The following is a 19,315-nucleotide window of genomic DNA, read 5'->3' as shown; positions in this document are numbered from 1 at the left end:
TGACGCGCTTTTAAGGGGCGCGGGGAACTGCGCGAGAAGCCCCCACGGGCCGCAGACGACAAACCACAGATCCAGCCGAGCTCTTAGTCACTAGTCCTGCGCCCGCCCCGTCGTCACACGCGCGATCATCAGCGCAACCAGGATGATTCCCCCATAGATCGCCTGAATCCAGAACGAAGGCACCTGGGCCAAGGTCAACAGGTTCTGCACAACCCCCAGCAACAACACCCCGGTCAACGCCCCGAACATCGTCCCCTTACCACCGTCGAGGCTGATCCCCCCGATGACAGCCGCAGCGAACACGGTGAAGATCATGTTGTTGCCCTGGTTGGCACTGATCGCGCCGACATACCCCGTCTGCATGATCCCGCCGACGGAGGCGAGCACACCGGCGACGACAAACACCCCGAGCATCACCCGCTCGACCCGGATCCCCGCGGCGCGCGCCGCATCCGCGTTGCCGCCGATCGCGTACAACGCGCGCCCGACACGGTGGTACCGAAGCACAAGCCCGGCGACGGCGAAGCACGCCCCGGCCACCCACACCGACATCGGGACGCTGAGGAAGGTGGTGGTGGCGAGGGAGTAGAAGGAGTCGGGCATGCCGAACAGCGTCTTGCCCTTGGTCGCGCCGACCAGCAGCCCGCGCAGCACGATCAGCATCGCGAGCGTGACGATGAACGCGTTGAGCTTGAACTTGACGACGAGGATGCCGTTGAACGCGCCGACGACACCGCCGGCAACGAGGATCGCCAACAGGGCGAGTACGGCGGGGAATTCGGTCCCCCACCCGGACTGCGCGACCGGCAGCACCAGCAGCGCGCCGACGGCCGGGGCGATGCCGACGACCGACTCCAGGGAGAGGTCGAACTTGCCGGTGATGAGGACGAGCGACTCGGCGAGCACGACCATCGCGAGGGCGGCGGAGGCACCGAGGATCGAGATCAGGTTGCGTTCGGTGAGGAACGAGTCGTTGACGACCGTACCGAGCACCATGAGCAGCAACAGGGCAGGTACGAGGGCGAGTTCGCGGGCCCGGCGGAGGAGTACGGTCTTGGCCGAGCGCGGGTCCGGGGCCCGGAGGGGGGCGAGCGGCGGGGCCTTCGTGTCAGCCATGGTCCACTCCTTCGATGGAGGCGATCAGCTCGTGGTCGTGCCAGCCCGCCGGGTGCTCGGCGACGACGCGGCCATGGAAGAGGACGAGGACGCGGTCGCAGCGGCGCAGGTCGTCGAGTTCGTCGGAGACGACGAGGACGGCCGTGCCGTCCTCGCGGGCGCTGTCCATGCGGGCGAGGAGGGACTCCTTGGACTTCACGTCGACGCCCGCGGTGGGGTTGATCAGGACGAGCAGTTTGGGGTCGGAGGCGAGGGCGCGGGCCATGACGACCTTCTGCGCGTTGCCGCCGGACAGGTCGGAGACGGGCTGGTCGGGGCCCTCGGTGTGGATGTCGAGGCGTTCGATGAGGGCGGTGGCGAAGCCGCGTTTGCGGTCGCCGGAGACGAAGCCGTACCGGCCGAGGCGCCGCAGGACGCTCATGGTGGCGTTGTCCCCGACGGTCATGCCGGAGACCAGCCCCTGCTCGTGCCGGTCACGCGGGACGCAGGCGACGCCCGCCGTCAGCGCCGCCTGCACATCCCCGAACGGCAGCCGTCCGCCGTCGAGTTGGGCGCTCCCGCCGGTCGGTGTGTGGAGCCCGGCGAAGGACTCGGCCAGCTCGATCTTGCCGCTGCCGCTGGACCCGGCGAGCCCGACGACCTCACCGCGGCACACGGTCAGGTCGATGTTCTCGTACGCCGGTGAGGTGAGCCCCTCGGCGGCCAGCAGCACCGGTGCGCCCGGCTCAACTCCCTTGGGGGTGAAGGCCTGTTCGGCGATGGTCTCCCCCGCCATGGCCTCCACCAGGGCCGTGCGCGGAAGGTCTGCGACGGGTGCGGTGGTGATCCAGCGGGCGTCCCGCAGGACGGTCACCGTCTGGCACACCTCGTACACCTCCTGGAGGTGGTGCGAGATGAACAGGAAGGTGACGCCGGAGTCCTGGAGTGCGCGCATCCGGGTGAAGAGCCGGTCGATCTCCCGGCTGTCGAGCTGGGCGGTGGGTTCGTCGAGGACGATGAAGCGGGCGCCGAAGCTCAACGCCCGTGCGATCTCCACCATTTGGCGGTCCTCGACCTTGAGGTCGGCGGTACGGGCCTCCGGGTCGACGTGCACGTCCCAGGTGTCGAGGAGTTCGGTGGCCTCGGTGCGCAGCCGCCGCCAGCTGATGACTCCCCCACGACCCGTCGGCTGCCGGTTGATGAAGAGGTTCTCGGCAACCGTCAACTCGGGGACCACGGTGGGCTTTTGGTAGACGCAGGCCACCTTGCGGCGCCAGGCGTCGCGGTCGGCGAGCGGGGGCGCGGGCTGGCCGTCGAAGCGGACCGTGCCCTCGTCGGGTGCCTGGAGACCGGTGAGGATGGTGACCAGGGTGGACTTTCCGGCGCCGTTGCGGCCGACGAGGGCGTGCGACTCACCTGCCAGGACGGTCAGTTGACCGTCCTGGAGTGCGGTGGTGGGGCCGTACCGCTTGGTGATGCCGCGCGCCTCGACGAGCGGCACGAGAGGGGTGTCCGGGTTCTCCCGTGGTTGGCTGCTCATCCGACCGTGTTGCCCCAGAGCGCGGCGTCGTCGACGTTGTCCTTGGTGACCAGGGGCGCGGGCAGCTGGTCCTCCAGGATGCCGCTGGGCAGCTTGACGATCGTGGAGTCGTGGTCGGTCGGGCCCGGCTCGAAGGTCTTCCCCGCCATCGCCGCCTTGATGTAGTACATGCCGTACTTGGCGTAGAGGTCGGCGGGCTGGGAGACGGTCGCGTCGATCTCGCCCTTGCGGATGGCGTCGAACTCCTGCGGGATGCCGTCGTTCGAGACGATCGCGATGTGCCCGGCCTGGCCGGTCTTCTTCAGCATCCCCTTGGACTTCAGGGTCTGGAGGGTGGGCGCGAGATAGACGCCGCCGGCCTGCATGTAGATGCCCTTGATGTCCGGGTTGGCGTTGAGGAGCGTGTCCAGCTTGGAGGCGGCCGTGTCCGACTCCCACTTGGCCGGTATCTCCAGCACCTTCAGCTTCGGGAACTTCTCCTTCACACAGGCCCGGAACGCCTCCGACCGGTCCCGCCCGTTGACCGACGCCAGATCGCCCATGATCTGCACGACCTTGCCCGAGGTGATGTGCTCGCCGAGGTACTGGCAGGCCTTCTCGCCGTACGCGACGTTGTTGGCGCGTACGACCATGGCGACCTTGCCCTTCTCGGGCGCCACGTCGACGGCGACGACGGGCACGCCCTTGCGCTCGGCCTGGTCGAGGCCGGCCTCGATGGCGGCGCTGTCGAGGGGCGCGACGACGAGCCCCTTCACTCCCTGGTTGAGCTGGTTGTTGATGTCGGTGATCTGCTGCGAGGGGTCGCTGTTGGAGTTGACGGTCTTCAGCGCGTCGACACCCTCGGACTTGGCCATCTTCGGCACGTAGTCGTTGTACGACTGCCAGAACGGCGAGGTCAGCAGCGGCAGGATCACGCCGACCTTGCCCGTCCCGTCGCCGTCACTGCCGCCCGTGGCGACGGTGTCCTTGGTGCTGCCGCAGGCGCTGAGCACCAGGCCGGTACAGGCGGCCAGGGCCACCGCACCGAGGACCCGCGCCCTGCCCCGCTTCTCCCGCCGCATCTCCCGCTTCCCCACTGTTCTGTCGAGCATCTGGCAGCTCCTCATCGAGCGTGATCGAGCAGATGCCCGCATATTTATCAGACCACTTCGGGGTTGGAACACCCCGCAGGGCCAAATTTTCCTCGATTCGGGCCGTAGTGGTCCGACCAACCTGCTGGTTAGACTGCGGCGCACCCGGCGACAGGAGGACACGGCGTGGACGAGATCCCGGCCAGGAACGGAGAGGCCGCCCCACAGAAGGGCACCGTGACGCAGCGCGCCATCGAGCAGATCAAGGCGATGATCGGCGAGGGCCGGCTGGAACCGGGCCAGCGGCTGCCCACCGAGCGCGATCTCGCCGTCCGGCTGGGCATCTCGCGCAGCTCGATGCGGGAGGCGATCCGGGCGCTCACCGTGATGGGCGTACTGGAGGCCCGGCACGGCTCGGGCATCTACGTGACCCAGCTGGAGGCCGGCGATCTGCTGGAGACCTTCGGCGTGGTCGCGGACCTCTCGCGGGGCCCGCGGCTGGTCGAGCTGCTGGAGGTCCGGCGCATCCTGGAGTCGACGGCGACCGCGCTGGCCGCCGCGCGGATCACCCCTGACCAGCTCGCGGAGGTGGAGAAACACCTCACGGCGATGAACGCCACAGACGATCCGGAGGAGATCCTCGCCCACGACCTCGCCTTCCACCGCGAGATCGCCGCCGCGGCGGGCAACGACACGATGGCGGCGATTCTTGAGGGGCTCTCCTCACGTACGTTCCGCGCCCGGGTCTGGCGCGGGTACCAGGAGGAGGGTGCGTTCGCGCGTACGCGCCGCGAGCACGCGGCGATCCACCGCGCCCTCGTCGCCCACGATCCGGAGGCGGCGCGGGCGGCGGCTGCGGCGCATGTGGGCGAGGTGGAGGAGTGGCTGCGGGCTCAGCTCGAGACATGAGCCAAGCGCTCCGCTGAATGCGCGGTGCGGAATCTGCGGGTCCGCTGTGGCTGGTCGCGCAGTTCCCCGCGCCCCTAATGGGGCGCGGTTCCGCACCCGACTTCCCCGGCGCCGCCGGGCCCTGCAGTACCTGCTACTGGGCCCGTACGAACCTCAGCGTCACCAGCTCGAACGGGCGCAGGCGTACGGCGACCCGGTCGCCGTCGAGCTGAGGTGGCGCCGTCTCCGCGAGCGGGCGTTCCAGCAGGTCGGTGACCGTGACGGACGCGCACGCGAAGCCGACGGTGAGCGTGGCGCGGGCGCGTCCGCCGTGGGCCTCGTGGAAACGGACCACGACATCGCCGCTGCCGTCGTCGGCGAGCTTCACGGCGCTGACGACGACCGCGTCCCGGTCGACGCTCACCAGCGGGGCCACGTCCCGGGCACCGGTCACCCGCCGCTCCGGCAGGTTGATCCGCCAGCCCTCGCGCACCGCGTCGCCGATCCCCGCGCCCGGTACCAGTGCGTGCCGGAAGCGGTGGACGCCCTGGTCGGTCTCGGGGTCGGGGAAGCGCGGGGCTCGGAGGAGGGAGACGCGCACGGTGGTGGTCGTACCGGAGTCGGTGTCACGGACGCTTCGAGTGACGTCGTGGCCGTACGTCGAGTCGTTGACGATCGCGACACCCCAGCCCGGCTCCGCCACGTGGACGAAGCGGTGGTTGCAGGCCTCGAACTTGGCCGCCTCCCATGAGGTGTTGGTGTGCGTGGGGCGGTGGAAGTGCCCGAACTGGGTCTCGGACGCGTACCGTTCGGCGTGCACGTCGAGCGGGAAGGCGAGCTTCAGGAACTTCTCGGTCTCGTGCCAGTCGACCTCGGTGGCGATCTCCAGCCGCCGCTCCCCCGGCGCGAGCGACAGCACCTGGGTGACGCGCGACCCGCCGAAGGACCGTACGATCCGCACCGACTCGCCGTCCTCACCTGCGGTGATCTCGTCGACGCCGGTCAGGGCGGTGACCGTGTTGCGGTAGAACTCGTCGACGTCCCAGGCGTCCCACATGTTCGGGAAGTCGGGGTGGAGCTGGAGGAGGTTGGCGGCGTGGCCGGGGGCGACGGTCTCGCGGTCGGCATCGATGTCGTACGCCGACACCACGAGCCCCGTCGCATCGATCTCGACCCGGAGCAGCCCGTTGTCGAGGGTGAAGCCGCCGGTGAGGCGGGGCGCGAGTGCCGTTTCGCCGACGGGTTCCGGGGTGCGGGCACCGCCCGCCGGGACCCCTTCCCTGCTGTGGGGCGCGGAGTTGAAGACGAACTCCGTGGTCCCCTCCCCCGTCAGGGCGTGCTGGGCCGCGTCGATGATGTCGTTCAGCTCGGCGGCGAGGCGGTCGTAGGTGGCGCGTGCCTCGCGGTGCACCCAGGCGATCGACGAGCCCGGCAGGATGTCGTGGAACTGGTGGAGCAGGACCGTCTTCCAGATACGGTCCAACTCCTCGTACGGATAAGGGAGTCCGGTGCGGACGGCCGCGGTCGCCGCCCACAGTTCGGCCTCGCGGAGGAGGTGTTCGCTACGGCGGTTGCCCTGCTTGGTCTTCGCCTGGCTGGTGAGGGTGGCGCGGTGCAGTTCGAGGTACAACTCGCCGACCCAGACAGGCGCGTTGGGGAATTCGGTCTCGGCCTTCGCGAAGAACTCGCCGGGGGTTTCCCACTCCACGATCGCCGAGCCTTCGAGGTTGCGCAGCCTGGCCGCCTTCGCGACCATCTCGCGGGTGGTGCCGCCGCCCCCGTCGCCCCAGCCGGTCGGTGCGAGGGAGTGCCGGGCGACGCCCTTGTCCTTGAAGTTGCGGGCCGCGTGGGCTATTTCGCTGCCCTTCATCGAGCAGTTGTAGGTGTCCACCGGCGGGAAGTGCGTGAAGATCCGGGTGCCGTCGATGCCCTCCCACTGGAAGGTGTGGTGCGGGAACTTGTTGGTCTGCGACCAGGAGATCTTCTGTGTCAGCAGCCACTTGGAGCCGGCCGCCTTGATGATCTGCGGGAGTCCGGCGGCGAAGCCGAAGGTGTCGGGCAGCCACGCCTCGTCGTTCTCGATGCCGAACTCGTCGAGGAAGAACCGCTTTCCGTGCACGAACTGACGGGCCATCGCCTCCGAGCCGGGCATGTTGGTGTCCGACTCCACCCACATGCCCCCGGCCGGCACGAACCGCCCGTCGGCGACAGCCTTCTTCACCCGGGCCCACACCTCGGGCCGGTACTCCTTCACCCAAGCCCACTGCTGGGCCTGCGACATGGCGAAGACGAACTCGGGCTCGTCCTCGATCAACGCGGTCATGTTGGCCGTCGTACGGGCCACCTTGCGTACGGTCTCGCGCAGCGGCCACAGCCACGCCGAGTCGATGTGGGCGTGGCCGACGGCGCTGATGCGGTGGGCGGAGGGGACGGCGGGCTCGGACAGCACGGTCTCCAGGCGGGCCCGCGCCTGGGCCGCCGTACCGCCCACGTCCTGGAGGTCGATGGCGTCCAGCGCCTTCTCCACCGCCCGCAGGATCTCCCAGCGGCGCGCCGACTCCACGGGCAGCTCGGCCATCAGCTCGCCGAGCACTTCCAGGTCGATCACCAGTTGCCAGACCGTCTCGTCGAACACGGCCAGGTCCATGCGGGTGAGGGTGTACTGCGGTTCGCTGCCTGCGGTCTCCTTGTCGCCCAACTGCGTGGGCAGGAAGGGGTGGTAGTCGAGGATGACCGGGTTGGACGCGGCCTCGATGTGCAGCCGCACCTCCTCGCCGCCCTCGACCGGCGCCCCGATCCGCACCCACTGGTTGCGCGGGTTCAGCCCCTTCACGGGAGTGCCGTCGGGCCGGTACACCAGGCCTTCGCACTGGAAGCCGGGCATGTTCTCGTCGAACCCGAGGTCGAGCAGGGCCTCTACGGTCCGCCCGGCCCACGCCTGCGGGACGGTTCCGGTGACCCGGAACCAGCTGGTGCCCCAGGGCGCGCCCCACCGGGCGCCCACCTCGATCGGCTCGGGCGCACCGGCCAGCCCCTCGGCGACGGGCACCGGCTCTCCGGGGGCGTGCCACACGGCCACGTCCAGCGGCATGGACTCGGGGTACACGGCGGGGCGGATGCGTTCGTCGAGGACACGCTTCAGACGGCCTTCGACCAGGTTGCGGTCGTCATGCATGCGGGGTGCTCCGTAATCGGCTGGGGTTGCCAGATGGGCGTTACCAGGTGGGGGTTACCGGGTGGGAGTTACCAGGTGGGAGTTACCAGGTGTGCGTGAGAGTCACGGGGGCCGACGCGGTGTACAGCTCTCCTACGGCGCGCACTTCGAACCGTGCGATCTGCTCGCCCTGTTCGGGTGCCAGGCCGGCGACGAAGAACGCCCGCTGTCCGGTGGCGCCGAGGAAGCGCCGGGTTCCGTCGGGGAGGACGCGGTGGAGGGTGTGGTGGCGTACGGGGACCGGGCCTGGGGCGGGGCTCCAGGCGAAGCGCAGGTCGCCTCCGGTGGCGCCGGTGATCAGCGCGTCGGCCGGGGCGGCGGGCGTCTCGACGCCGTTGTGAACGGCGATGCCACCGAGCCGCCACTGCACCGGGTCAACACTGGTCGGGGTGAGCCGGACGCCGAGCGCGTGAAGGGTCCCGTTGCCGGTGAGGCCTGTGAGCTGCACGGTCACGGTCTGCCAGCCGTTGACCGAATTCACAGGCATGCCGCTGTTGACCGAGTTCACAGGGATATACGTGTACGGCGGTGTCGCACCGGGTCCGCTCGGCTCGGCGGTGGCAACGGCCAGCTCGACGTTCACACCCCCAGCGTCCGTGCGATGCGTCAGCTCGACAACCGTGTTCACACCGATCGGCAGCCGGGTCGCGTACACATCGAGGGTGACTGGCTCGTCCAGTGAGCCGGCGACCAGGACACTGCTGCCACCACGCCACGCGTCGGCGAAGTCGAACGAGACAGCGGGCCGCACCCCCTCCGTCCGTACCACCCACCGTCGTGATGGCAGCCGGTCCTGGAGCCCGAGGTGGTTCCAGGCCGCGTCCGAGGTGACCGCACCCTCCTCGAACCACCGCACCCCGTGCCCGGTGTTGAACACACTCGCGAACGGAACCGCCGTCACCGTCGACCGGTCCGCGACCGACACCGCCGGTGCCCGCCAGCTGTCCGTCCCGTCGGGCGCGGCCGGGTCCAGTGACCGCCCGGTCCAGAACCGGTCGTCGGCCGCGTGGAAGTCGCCAGGGGTGCGGCCGGCGGGCAGGTGGTTGCGGGTCCACTCGGGCCGGTAGAACCCCAGCGAGACGACGTGCGCCTTGTTGGTCGGCACGATGGCGTCCCAGTTCACGGAGGAGTTCCAGCCGTTCGCCTCCACGTCCACGCCCGCCCACAACTCGTACCGGCTGCGCGCGAGTTGGTCGGCCGTCTGGCCGGACGACGTCAGTCTCGCCGCCGTCCATCGGAAGTCGACGAACATGGAGTCTGCTGCCTGGAAGAACGCCTGGTTCTGGCTGTTGAGCGCGCCCTGCCAGCTCACCGTGCCGTTCACCGTCATCGAGTCGTACCAGGTCACCCGCTGCCCGGCCGCCACGGACAGCGCCTTCAACTCCCGTACGAAACCCAGCATCTCGGTGCCGAGTGCGGTGTTGCCGCCACTGGTCTCGGCGTTGACGAACCAGCCGTCGAAGCCGTACGCCGCCGCGACGGCGACGAGTTGGGCTGCCAGCGGATAGCGGCCCGCGGCGTCCCTCTGCACCAGATCGCGCGTCCACTGCAACTGCCCGCCGTAGGCCACGGGCGGCAGGAAGATGTTCCCGAGGACGGGTACGCCGTGCCGGTGGGCGGCGTCGACGATCGGCGCGTTGGGCGCGAGGATCAGTCCCTCGCCGGACGAGCCGCCCCAGAAGACGAGTTCGTCGATGTACGCCCAGTGGGTGAGCGCGTAGTAGTCGGCGGTGGCCGAGCCCTGGGAGGGGTTCGAGGCGGTCGGGCCGAAGGAGACGAGCGACTGAACGCGGGCCTGGCCGGACCGGGCCGTCGCGTTGGCCGGGGTCGGGGTGAAGCGGGCGGCGAGCGGCACGGACGCCGCGTTGAAGGCTAGGTCGGCGTCGTCGGCCGCACTCCAGGCCTTCAGACTGCGCCAGGTGATGCCCGCGCCCGGGGTGCCCGAGGGCAGGGAGTCGGGGTACCAGTAGGAGGCGTAGGGCGGCGCTGCCGCGGCTGCCTTCGTGGCCGCCGTGGCCGCAAGTGCCGGAAGCAGGGCGGCTGTTGTGGCGGCGAGCAGGACGGTGCGTCTGGTCGGGTTCACGAGCGGGTGTCTCCTTGTGGGGTGGGGAGTACCTGGTCGGGAGTGACGACTTCGGTGATGCCGCGCGCAGCGAGGTGGGCCTGGTCGTCCGCGCGCGTGTCGAGGATGGTGGTCGGGCGGGCCGCGTCGGCGGTGAGCCGGAAGAACGCGTCGAAGACCGGCCCGCCGGGTGCGCAGGCGGAGCGGGTGGCGGGGTCCGCCGGTACGACGAGCGCGGTGGTCCGGGGCTTCGGGGCGTACGTGTGCTCGCGGGCCGCGCGCGCCAACGCCCGTGCGGCGTCCTTGGGTTGCCTGTCGTTGGTCAACAGACCGAGACCGTACTCGAGTTCGGGGAAGTCGGCGAGGTCGCGGGAGACGTCGTGGGAGCACCACCAGGTGATGCCCCACAGGTCGGGGCAGTCGAGGGCGTTCGCGACGGTCGCCGTGGTGAAGGCGGCGGCATGCTCAGCGGGGACCAGCGGCGCGGGCGCCCCGACCTCCTGGAGCCAGACCGGTCGGCCCGGATCGCCGGCCCACGCCTTGCTCAACTCGACGAGATACGCGGCGTGGTGCTCCGTCGGGACGGAGGTGCGGCCGTGCCGCTGGGCGGTGCCGTTGAAGACCCAGGAGTGCACGGCGGTGACCGCGCCGCGCCGGGCGGCCTGGGCCGGGGTGAACGGCTGGTCGTCCTGGTACCAGGTCGCGTCGTACTCGGCGTGCAGATGCAGCCGGCCCGGGGCACCCTCCTCACAGGCGGCGAGCATCCGCTCCAGCCAGGCGTCGATCTGGTCGGAGGTCGCCCGGTCCGGGTCCGGATGAGGGTCTGCCGAGAACTGGTTGATCTCGTTGCCGAGGGTCATGCCGATGAAGTTGGACCGGTCGGCGAGGGCGGCGGCGAGCGTGCGCAGGTAGGCCGCCTGCCCCTCGACGACCTCCGGGTCGGTGAAGAGGTTCCGCCGGTGCCAGGTCCGGGTCCAGGCCGGCAGGAAGTCGAAGCTGCTCAAGTGGCCCTGCAGTCCGTCCACGTTGACGTCGAGATCGAACTCGGCGGCGGCGTCCGCGAGTTGGACGAGCTGCTCGACGGCCCGGGGGCGGATCAGTGTGCGGTTGGGCTGGAAGTAGGGCCAGAGCGGGAAGACCCGGATGTGGTCGAGTCCGAGTTCCGCGATGGAGTCGAGGTCGGCGCGTACGGAGTCGAGGTCGAAGTCCAGCCAGTGGTGGAACCACCCTTCGCTCGGGGTGTAGTTGACGCCGAAGCGCACGGCGGAAGGCATGCGATGTCCTTGCACTCGATGGGGGTGTCAGCCCTTGACGGCGCCCTCGCCGACCCCGCGGAAGAAGTACCGCTGGAGACAGGCGAAGAGGGCGATCAGTGGTGCCACCGCGATGACCGTGCCCGCGGCGACGAGCCGTTCGTCGTTGGCGAAGGTGCCGTGCAGATAGTTGAGGCCGATGGTCAGGGTGAACTTGGACGGGTCGCTGAGCACGATGAGCGGCCACAGGAAGTCGTCCCAGGCCCCCATGAAGGCGAAGATCGCGACGACGGCGAGCGTGCCCTTGACCGACGGCAGCGCGATTCGCAGGAACCGCTGCCAGGAGTTGGCGCCGTCGACGAAGGCCGCCTCCTCGATCTCGTAGGGGAGGTTGAGGAAGGCGTTGCGCATCAGCAGGACGTTCATGGCGCCGATGCAGCCGGGCAGGACGACCCCGATGAGCGTGTTGTTCAGGCCGAGTTCCCGCATGGTCGTGAACTGGGCGATGATGATGCCCTCCACGGGCACGAGCATCGCGAGGATGAAGGCGAGGGTGGCGACGCGTCGGCCCCGGTAGCGAAGGCGGGCCAGGGCGTAGCCCGCGAGTGCCGAACCGACGCAGTTGGTCACGACGTTGGCGCCCGCGACCTTCAGGGAGTTGAGGGCGTAGTCCCAGACGGGGATGGTGTCGGCGACGCGTTCGTAGTTGTGGAGGGTCGGGTCGCCCGGTAGGAACTTGGGCGGGGAGCTGAAGATGTCCTCGGTCGGGCCCTTGAGGGACGTCGACAGCTGCCACAGGAACGGGCCGACGGTCAGGGCGAGGACGCCGAGCAACAGGGCGTAGCGCAGGGCGAGTTCCCAGGCGCGGACGCGTCGGCCGTGCTCGTCCACGATCCGCCGTTGCCGGGCGGGCGCCGGGCGCTCGGCCGGACGTACCGCCGAAGGCCCTTTCTCCAGCACGCTCATGGGGCGTCCTCCCTGCGGTCGGCGCGCAGGACGAGGAGCATAAGCGCGACGGTGACGGCGAAGACGACGACGGAGAGGGCGGAGGCGTAGCCGACGCGGCCGGTCAGGCCGGTGCCGGTACGCTGGACCAGCATGACGAGGGTGGTGTCCTCGCCCGCCGGGCCGCCGTCCGGGCCGGCCATCAGGTACACCTCGGAGAACACCTTGAACGCGGCGACCGAGGACAGCGCGCCGACCAGGACCATCGTGGAGCGGACGGCGGGCACGGTGACCGTGAGGAAGCGGCGTACCGCGCCCGCGCCGTCGACGGCCGCGGCCTCGTGCAGTTCGCGCGGGACGTTGGCGAGCGCCGCCAGGTAAATGATCATGTAGTAGCCGAGGCCCTTCCAGACCGTGACGGCCATCGCACTCAGCAGAAGCAGCCACTGGTCACTGAGGAAGCCGACCCGGCCGACGCCGATCGCCTCCAACAGCGAGTTCACCAGGCCACGTTCGTCGAGCAGCCACACCCAGATGAGCCCGACTACGACGATCGACGCGACGACCGGGGTGTAGAAGGCGGACCGGAAGAAGGTGATGCCGGGGATGTTCTTCTGGACCAGCAGCGCGAGCAGCAGGGGCAGCAGGACGAGCGCGGGGACGACCCCGACGACGTACAGCGTGCTGTTGCGCAGGCCGATCCAGAACATGTCGTCGTGCAGCAGCTCACGGAAGTTGGCGAGGCCCACGAACTCGCCGGGGATCAGGGTCCGGCGGTCGGTGAAGGAGTTGATCAGGGTGGAGACGAACGGGTAGAGGATGAAGGCGCCGATGATCAGCAGCCCAGGGGCGGCGAACAGCCAGGGGCTGGTGGGCAGTTGGCGCCGCACGGACACCAACCGCCCCGGCCGCTGCGCACGTTCGACTGCGGGACTGGCCATACCGGCGTCAGCCCTGCTGCTGGAGAAGCCGGTCACAGGCCTTGACAGCGTTGTCGAGGGCTTCCTCGGGGCTCTGCTTCCCCTGGAGCGCCCGCGCCACGGAGTTGCGCAGCTCGGTCTTCATCTGCTCGCTGAACAGCACGGGCGTGTAATTGACCGCGTTCTTCAGGGACTTGGCGGCGGCGATCCGGACCCTTGTCTCGTCGGTACCGTCTTCCGTGGTGAAGTACGGGTCGTCGAGCGAGCCGGCCGTGCTGGGGAAGATGGCGACCTTCTTGGCGAACGACATCTGGCGCTCGGCGTCGGTGACGTAGTGCGCGAAGGCGACGGCGGCGGGCTTGCGCTTGCTCTGCGCGTTCACCATCACGCCCATGACGTACATGTTGACCTTGCCGGTGCTGGTGATCTGGTCGGTGATGCCGATGTTCTTGTACAGGTTCGGGGCCTGCTTCTTGAAGTTGCCGAGGTCGAGGGCGCTGCCCGGGTTCATGGCGACGGCGCCGGTCAGGAACTTCTTGCCGGAGGACTCGGGGGTCGCGGTCAGGGCCTGCGGGTCGAGCGCCTTGGCGTCGTACAACTCCTTGTACTTGGTGAGGAGTTCGACTCCCTTGGCGTCGTTGAAGGCGAAGGCGGTGCCCGCGTCGTTCATGAGGGGGACGCCGTAGCGGCCGAAGTCCTCGATGGTGGGCACGTTGGCGAGCGTGGCGACTTTGCCGTCGCTCTTGTCCGCCAACTCCAGGGCGTCCGCGAAGAGTTCGTCGTACGTCTTCGGCGGCTGCTCGGGATCGAGGCCCGCCTCCTTGAACAGGGACTTGTTGTAGAAGAGCGGGCCGGTGTTCAGATACCAGGGGAAGGCGTACGTCCCGGTCATGCCCGGGATCTCGTGGCTCGCCCAGGCCCCCGGCAGATACTCGCTCTTGTACTGGGCGGCGGCCTTGTCGAGGTCGAGCGCGAGGCCGGCCTTGGCGAGCGGGGCGACGAGGTCCGGGGAGACGTTGACGACGTCGGGCAGGGTGCCGCCCGCCGCGTCCGCGCTGATCTTGTCGGCGTAGCCCTCGGCGGGCTGGTCGATCCACTTCACGTCGGTGCCCGGGTACTTCTTCTCGAAGTCGGCGACGACGCCCTCGAAGTACGACTTGAAGTTGGCGCGGAGGTTCCAGGTCTGGAAGGTGATGTCGCCCTCGATCTTGCCGGAGGCGTCGGTGGAGCCGCTGTCGCCGTTCCCGGAGCCGCAGGCGCTCAGCGGCAGGACGACGGCGAGGGCGGCAGCGGTGGCGAGGACTCTGCGGGGGATGCGCACGGCGGACGGGCTCCTTTGCGGCGGCGGTGGCCAATGGTGCCGGGGCAGACCCTGCACGCCCGGCGCCGGGCAAGTCAATGGATTCTGCTCAGCTAAATTCATTAGTTGGGCAACACTCCAGGTCAGACAGTTGTGTTGGCCGTATTGCAGCCGATCACTAATGCGCTTTAGGCTGGTCCGACTCAAGCGCATTAGTGCGCAGCCACCGGGAATTGGGGAGCAAGGATGCCGGCCAAGCGGTCGCCCGCGCGCAGGCCGACGATGAAGGACATCGCGCAGCGCGCCGGGGTCTCCGAGAGCGCGGTCTCGTTCGCGCTCAACGGCCGCCCGGGAGTCTCCGAGGTCACCCGGGACCGAGTGCGGCGGGTTGCCGAGCAGTTGGGCTGGCGGCCCAGCACCGCTGCGCGCGCACTGTCCGGTGAGGGTGCGGCCACGGTGGGGCTGGTGGTGGCGCGGCCCGCCGACACCCTGGGCGTCGACTCCTTCTTCCTCCAGCTCATCTCGGGCATCCAGGAGGTGCTGGCGGAGCGTCATCTCGGCCTGCTCTTCCAGGTGTTGGAGGACGTCGACGACGAGTGCGCGGTCTACCGCCGCTGGTGGGCCGAGCACCGGGTCGACGGCGTGCTGGTGGTCGACCCGCGCACGGACGACCCGCGCCCCGGCCTCCTCGACGAACTGGGCCTGCCCGCCGTGGTGATCGGCGGCGCCCCGGACGAGCGGCACCCCGGCTGGTCGACGGTGTGGGCGGACGACGCGGGCGCGATGGCCTCGGTCGTGGACCGGCTGTACGCGCTGGGCCACCGGCGGATCGCGCACATCGCCGGGCTCCCCGGCCTCGCGCACACCGAGCGCCGGATCCGTACGCTGCGCGCCGAGGCCGAGCGGCGCGGCCTGACGGAGGTCCGCTCGGTGACCACGGACTACTCGGACGCGCAGGGCGCCGCCGTCACCCGGCGGGTCCTGGAGAGCGCCGCTCCCCCGACCGCCCTGGTCTACGACAACGACGTGATGGCGATCGCCGGAGTCGCCGCCGCGACAGAACTCGGTTTCTCGGTGCCGGCGGACGTGTCGGTGGTGTCCTGGGAGGACTCGGCGCTGTGCCGGATGGTCAAGCCGTGGCTGTCGGCGCTGTCGCGGGACACGGTGGAGTTCGGCCGTACGGCGGCCCAGGAGCTGACGACGCTGCTGGACGGCGGCCCGGCGCGGACCGTACGCGTACCGGTGCCGCGGCTGATCGAGCGGGACAGTACGGGCCCCTGCGGCGCGGGGGCCCTCTGAACCGCGCGGGGCGGACGCCGTACCCCCGTGTACCCCCGTACCCTCGTACGGCGTCCGCCCCGCACCCCGTAGACATGAGTCCTCAGACCCGGGATTGATACAGCCCGAACTCAGCGATCCGCACCTCCGCCCGCGCCTGTGTGACCCGGACCCGCCACCGCCGCGCCCGAACAGGCGCCGCCAGCAGGAGAATTCGGCTCGCCCCGACCGTCCCGGCCCCCGCCACCCGGGTCCAGCCACCTCGGACGAACGCCTCGACGACGAAGGCCTCGACCTGCTGGCCGTGCTGGATGTCCTCCGCGAGGCGAATCCGGTCCGCCGCCAGCTCCCTGCCGAGATCGACGGTGACGACGCCCGGGGTCCGGGTGACCGAGGCCCCGATCGTCAGGTCGGCCGGCAGTTCCCGGTCGATGCGCTCCCGGAACTCGCGCAGCCGGGTGACGTCGGAGGCGGCGAGGAGGCCGTCGGTGTCCGGTGGGACGTTGAGGAGGAGTACGGCGTTGCGGCCGACCGAGCCGAAGTAGATCTCGGTCAACTGGTCGACCGTCTTGGGCTGTTGGTCGGCGTGGTAGAACCAGCCGTCCCGGATGGACACATCGCACTCGGCCGGCCACCACTGGACGTAGTCGGCGACCGTACGAGCAGCGACGAGCGCGTCCCGGCCGCCCATGTCCGCCGCGTCGTACGAGAGCGCGAAGTCGGTCTTGCCGTAGTCCTTCTCGGTGACCGGTACGACGCTCCACTCGTTCTCGCGCGCCAGCCCGCCCTCGTTGCCGACCCAGCGGACATCGGGACCGGAGACGGCGATCGTGGCGTCCGGGGCGAGGGTGCGGACGAGGGTGTACCAGCTGTCCCAGTCGTACTTCTCGACCTTGTCCGGCGGGATGTGCCCCTGGGCGCCGTCGAACCAGACCTCGTCGACGGGGCCGTACTCGGTGAGGACCTCGTAGAGCTGGTCGAGCATATGGGCGCCGTAGTCGGTGGCAGGAAGGGTGAACGTCGGGCCGTCGGGACGGTCGTCGTTCTCGACCGGGGTCGGGATGGTGTGCTCGACGCGGGCGCTGCCGTTGGCGTAGACGCCGTGGAGGTACTGGTTCTCGTCGGCCGGGGAGATGTACACGCCGACCTTCAGCCCGTACCGACGCATGGAGTCGGCGAACGAGCGCAGCACATCGCCCTGTCCGTCGCGCCAACTGCTCGACGCCACCGAGTGGTTGGTGTAGCGCGAGGGGTAGAGGACGAAGCCGTCGTGGTGCTTGACGGTGAGGATGGCGAGTTTGAAGCCGCCGTCGCGCAGAGCCCGCGCCCACTGGTCGGTGTCGAGGCCGGTCGGCTGGAAGACGTTCGGGTCCTCGTCGCCGGTGCCCCATTCGAGGCCGGTGAAGGTGTTGACGCCGAAGTGCAGGAACGCGGTCCGTTCCAGCCGCTGCCAGGCGATCTGCCGTGCGGTGGGCCGGACTTGGGAGGCCTTGCGGACGAGGACGTCGGCGGAGTCGGTGGAACTGACAGGGATGCGGAAGTTCGGTTCCTCCGCGACCGAAGCCGCAGCCGAGGCTCCCGCCGGAGCCGTGGCTGCCAGGGCGAGCGAGGTGCCTCTGGAGGCGACGAACGCGGCGGCTGCCGTGACGAAGAGACGTCTGGAGACTGTCATGGGGAACGGGCTCCTCGGGTCAGTGGTCAGTGGGTGACGGTCAGTGGACGGTGGTCAAGTGCCAGACAGCGGGCTGCTGTTGGTCCGGCGGGTACTGCACGAGCCGACCGTCGTCGGTCACGTGCACCGGCATCCGCGTGATCGCGTTGACGAGCGTGAAGCCCCCGGCGACCTGCTCCAACTCCCAGCGCTGCACGGTGTTTCCGGCATCGCAGGTCTGCGCGGTGATCTCGACGCCGGGCTGGAGCGGGGTGTTGAGCGTGAGCTTCCCGCCGCGCACCTCCAGACAGCCGCTCCCGGTCCGCAGGGTGACGTACCCGTCGGGCGTCCGCTGCACCTCGGCGGCAAGGGAGACAGCGCCTGCCCGCAGGGTGTACGTCCCGTCAGCGACCGGCACCCGGGTCAGGTCCCGCCAGCCGGGCGCATGCCCAACAGCCGTCCCCCGCGCGGTGAACTGGGCGTACGTGGCGTCGGGATGGGGATCGCCCCAGGTGGCTTGCGCGACGTGGCGCAGCGCGGGGTCGGTGTCGACGGCGACCTCGTTCTCGGTCTCGCCGCGCCCGTTGTCGGGCCAGAGGCTGATCTTCGCGCCGGTGATCCCCTGGCTGGAGGCGACCTTCTCGCCCTCGAAGCTGCGCGGGTCCCAACTCTGGTCGTACAGGCCCTTGGTGTCGGTGTGGAAGCCGCCCCGGACGAGGTACAGGGCGTAGGCCGCGTTCATCAACGGGTAGCCCTGGGCGAGGAGTTGGCTCGGCTTCACCGCCACGTTGATCCAGTGCTCGACCGTGGTGCCCGCAGTCACCGGCACGGTGTTGGCGCCGGTCAGCCCGTCGTTCCAGATGCGCAGCTTCTTGCCCTTGGCGGCCACATAGGCCTGGACGCGGTTGACGAAGTCGATGAAGGCGTCCTGGGGTGTGGCGTTCGCCCCGTACTTCTCCTGCGCGTACCGCAGGACCTGCGGGTACTTGGCGAAGTCGGAGCCGAGCATGTACTCGTCGGCGCCCATGTGCCAGGAGCCGCCGGTGAAGACCTGCGCGTACTCGTCGATCAGGCTCGTGTAGTAGTCGAAGGCGGCCGGCTGGGTGATGTCGAGCCTGCTGGGCTGCTTGTTCCCGTCGGAGTCGGTGAGCTGGAGATCCGGCCGGTTCTCGATCCAGGGGTCCATGTGGCCCGGGGAGTTGATCTCCGGAATGATCTCGACGTGGTACTTGTCGCCGAGGGCGACGAGCCGCCGGATCTCGTCCTTGGTGTAGTAGCCCCAGGTGTTGGCCTCGGGGTGGGCGTCGCTCTTCACCTTGAGTTCCAGGAGCAGCTGGTTGAGCTTGTGGTACGCCATGTCGCGTACGAGGTTCTCCAGCCACTCGGTCGAGATGTGGATGTAGCAGGCGCAGACGCCGACGCCCCGCTCCGCGTACCGGGGCACGTCGACCGTACGTCCCGCGGGGATCCGGTCGCCCTGGGCGAGGAGTTGGAGGAGGGTACGGGTGCCGTAGAAGGCGCCGCGCTCGGTCGCCCCGGTCACCGACAGCCGTGCGCCCGCCCGGAGTTCGTACCCCTCGGCGCCCAACGCGGCCCTGCCCGGCTGGACATCGATAACGATGTCACCGGTACGCGCGCCACTGCTCACCACGGGTACATCGCCATGCCCCGCGTCGCGCAGATCGTCGGCGAGGGTGTCCGCGACCCTGCGCTCGGGCACGGAGTCGGCGACCAGCCGGGCAGAGCCGTCGTACCGATAACTCCCCTGTTCCGGGGTCCAGTTGGTCAGCGCGGGCACGGTGACCGGGGTGCTCGCCGCCACCGTCTGCGCGACGGCCGGAACCGGGGCGGCGAGCAGCAGGAAGGCCGCCAGCACACCCAGAAGCCGACGTCTTGGATACCTACTCATCTGGAAGCTCCCATTCATCGGAGGTGTGATGATTGAGCGCGCCTCAGGTGCTGTCAATGGGGTCCGGAGTCAGGGAAGTTCGGCCAGTGATCGGATGACCAGCGGCTCTTTGGCCGGAACAGGGTGCCCCGACGGGCAGAAAGTCCAAGAGCCCCGGCCCGAATGTCCAAGCTCGACGCCTTGGACACCC

The 19,315-nt window shown here is 69.6% G+C and carries 13 protein-coding genes; 2 read left to right on the top strand and 11 right to left on the bottom strand.

Annotated elements, in window-relative coordinates; genetic code table 11:
• Window positions 1–90: 90 nt before the first annotated feature.
• Genes ACWDR4_RS08335 through ACWDR4_RS08325 form a run of 3 tightly spaced genes read right to left on the bottom strand, consistent with a single transcriptional unit; the run spans window position 91 to window position 3,726 of the window.
• The gene (locus tag ACWDR4_RS08335; protein WP_389350541.1) at window positions 91–1,116 is read right to left on the bottom strand and encodes an ABC transporter permease; all 1,026 of its coding nucleotides are present in this window, start codon (window positions 1,114–1,116) and stop codon (window positions 91–93) included.
• Window positions 1,109–2,635, bottom strand: coding sequence for a sugar ABC transporter ATP-binding protein (locus ACWDR4_RS08330; protein ID WP_450405481.1), 1,527 nt, complete (start codon window positions 2,633–2,635; stop codon window positions 1,109–1,111). Before ACWDR4_RS08330 ends, ACWDR4_RS08335 begins: the two co-directional genes overlap by 8 nt.
• Window positions 2,632–3,726: a sugar ABC transporter substrate-binding protein gene (locus tag ACWDR4_RS08325; RefSeq protein ID WP_450405478.1), complete on the bottom strand. Its 1,095-nt coding sequence runs from the start codon at window positions 3,724–3,726 to the stop codon at window positions 2,632–2,634. Before ACWDR4_RS08325 ends, ACWDR4_RS08330 begins: the two co-directional genes overlap by 4 nt.
• 165 nt (window positions 3,727–3,891) lie before the next feature.
• Here ACWDR4_RS08325 and ACWDR4_RS08320 point away from each other — a divergent pair, with 165 nt between their 5' ends.
• A complete protein-coding gene (locus ACWDR4_RS08320) occupies window positions 3,892–4,614 on the top strand; it encodes a FadR/GntR family transcriptional regulator (protein ID WP_450405476.1) in 723 nt (240 codons plus the stop codon).
• Between the two features lie 133 nt (window positions 4,615–4,747).
• Here the strand turns inward: ACWDR4_RS08320 and ACWDR4_RS08315 are convergent, their stop codons facing one another.
• The 6 genes from ACWDR4_RS08315 to ACWDR4_RS08290 all read right to left on the bottom strand — a co-directional run bounded on the left by ACWDR4_RS08315 (window position 4,748) and on the right by ACWDR4_RS08290 (window position 14,308).
• A complete protein-coding gene (locus ACWDR4_RS08315) occupies window positions 4,748–7,768 on the bottom strand; it encodes an alpha-mannosidase (protein ID WP_450405473.1) in 3,021 nt (1,006 codons plus the stop codon).
• A gap of 82 nt (window positions 7,769–7,850) precedes the next feature.
• Complete coding sequence (locus tag ACWDR4_RS08310; RefSeq protein WP_450405471.1) at window positions 7,851–9,890, bottom strand: endo-beta-N-acetylglucosaminidase; 2,040 nt, start codon at window positions 9,888–9,890, stop codon at window positions 7,851–7,853.
• Window positions 9,887–11,143 (bottom strand): glycoside hydrolase 5 family protein, encoded by a 1,257-nt coding sequence (locus tag ACWDR4_RS08305; RefSeq protein WP_450405468.1) that lies wholly within the window; start codon window positions 11,141–11,143, stop codon window positions 9,887–9,889. Before ACWDR4_RS08305 ends, ACWDR4_RS08310 begins: the two co-directional genes overlap by 4 nt.
• A 27-nt stretch (window positions 11,144–11,170) precedes the next feature.
• On the bottom strand, window positions 11,171–12,088 hold the full coding sequence (locus ACWDR4_RS08300) for a carbohydrate ABC transporter permease (protein WP_450405465.1): 918 nt from the start codon (window positions 12,086–12,088) through the stop codon (window positions 11,171–11,173).
• A complete protein-coding gene (locus tag ACWDR4_RS08295; RefSeq protein WP_450405462.1) occupies window positions 12,085–13,008 on the bottom strand; it encodes a carbohydrate ABC transporter permease in 924 nt (307 codons plus the stop codon). The genes ACWDR4_RS08300 and ACWDR4_RS08295 overlap by 4 nt, the downstream gene beginning before the upstream one ends.
• Before the next feature lie 7 nt (window positions 13,009–13,015).
• The gene (locus tag ACWDR4_RS08290; protein WP_450405459.1) at window positions 13,016–14,308 is read right to left on the bottom strand and encodes an ABC transporter substrate-binding protein; all 1,293 of its coding nucleotides are present in this window, start codon (window positions 14,306–14,308) and stop codon (window positions 13,016–13,018) included.
• A gap of 225 nt (window positions 14,309–14,533) precedes the next feature.
• On the opposite strand from ACWDR4_RS08290, the gene ACWDR4_RS08285 reads away from it, so the two are divergent.
• Window positions 14,534–15,586 carry a LacI family DNA-binding transcriptional regulator gene (locus ACWDR4_RS08285; RefSeq protein ID WP_450405456.1) on the top strand — a complete coding sequence of 351 codons (1,053 nt, stop codon included), beginning with the start codon at window positions 14,534–14,536 and terminating at the stop codon, window positions 15,584–15,586.
• A gap of 82 nt (window positions 15,587–15,668) precedes the next feature.
• Here the strand turns inward: ACWDR4_RS08285 and ACWDR4_RS08280 are convergent, their stop codons facing one another.
• Window positions 15,669–17,237, bottom strand: a complete 1,569-nt coding sequence (locus ACWDR4_RS08280) for an alpha-L-fucosidase (RefSeq protein ID WP_450405453.1) — start codon at window positions 17,235–17,237, stop codon at window positions 15,669–15,671.
• Window positions 17,238–17,277: 40 nt separating this feature from the next.
• Complete coding sequence (locus ACWDR4_RS08275; protein ID WP_450405451.1) at window positions 17,278–19,125, bottom strand: family 20 glycosylhydrolase; 1,848 nt, start codon at window positions 19,123–19,125, stop codon at window positions 17,278–17,280.
• Window positions 19,126–19,315 lie beyond the last annotated feature (190 nt).

The sequence above is a fragment of the Streptomyces sp. NPDC000878 genome (assembly GCF_053599695.1).
Note: the sequence above shows the minus strand (reverse complement) of the source record. Positions and strands in the feature narration are given on the sequence as shown.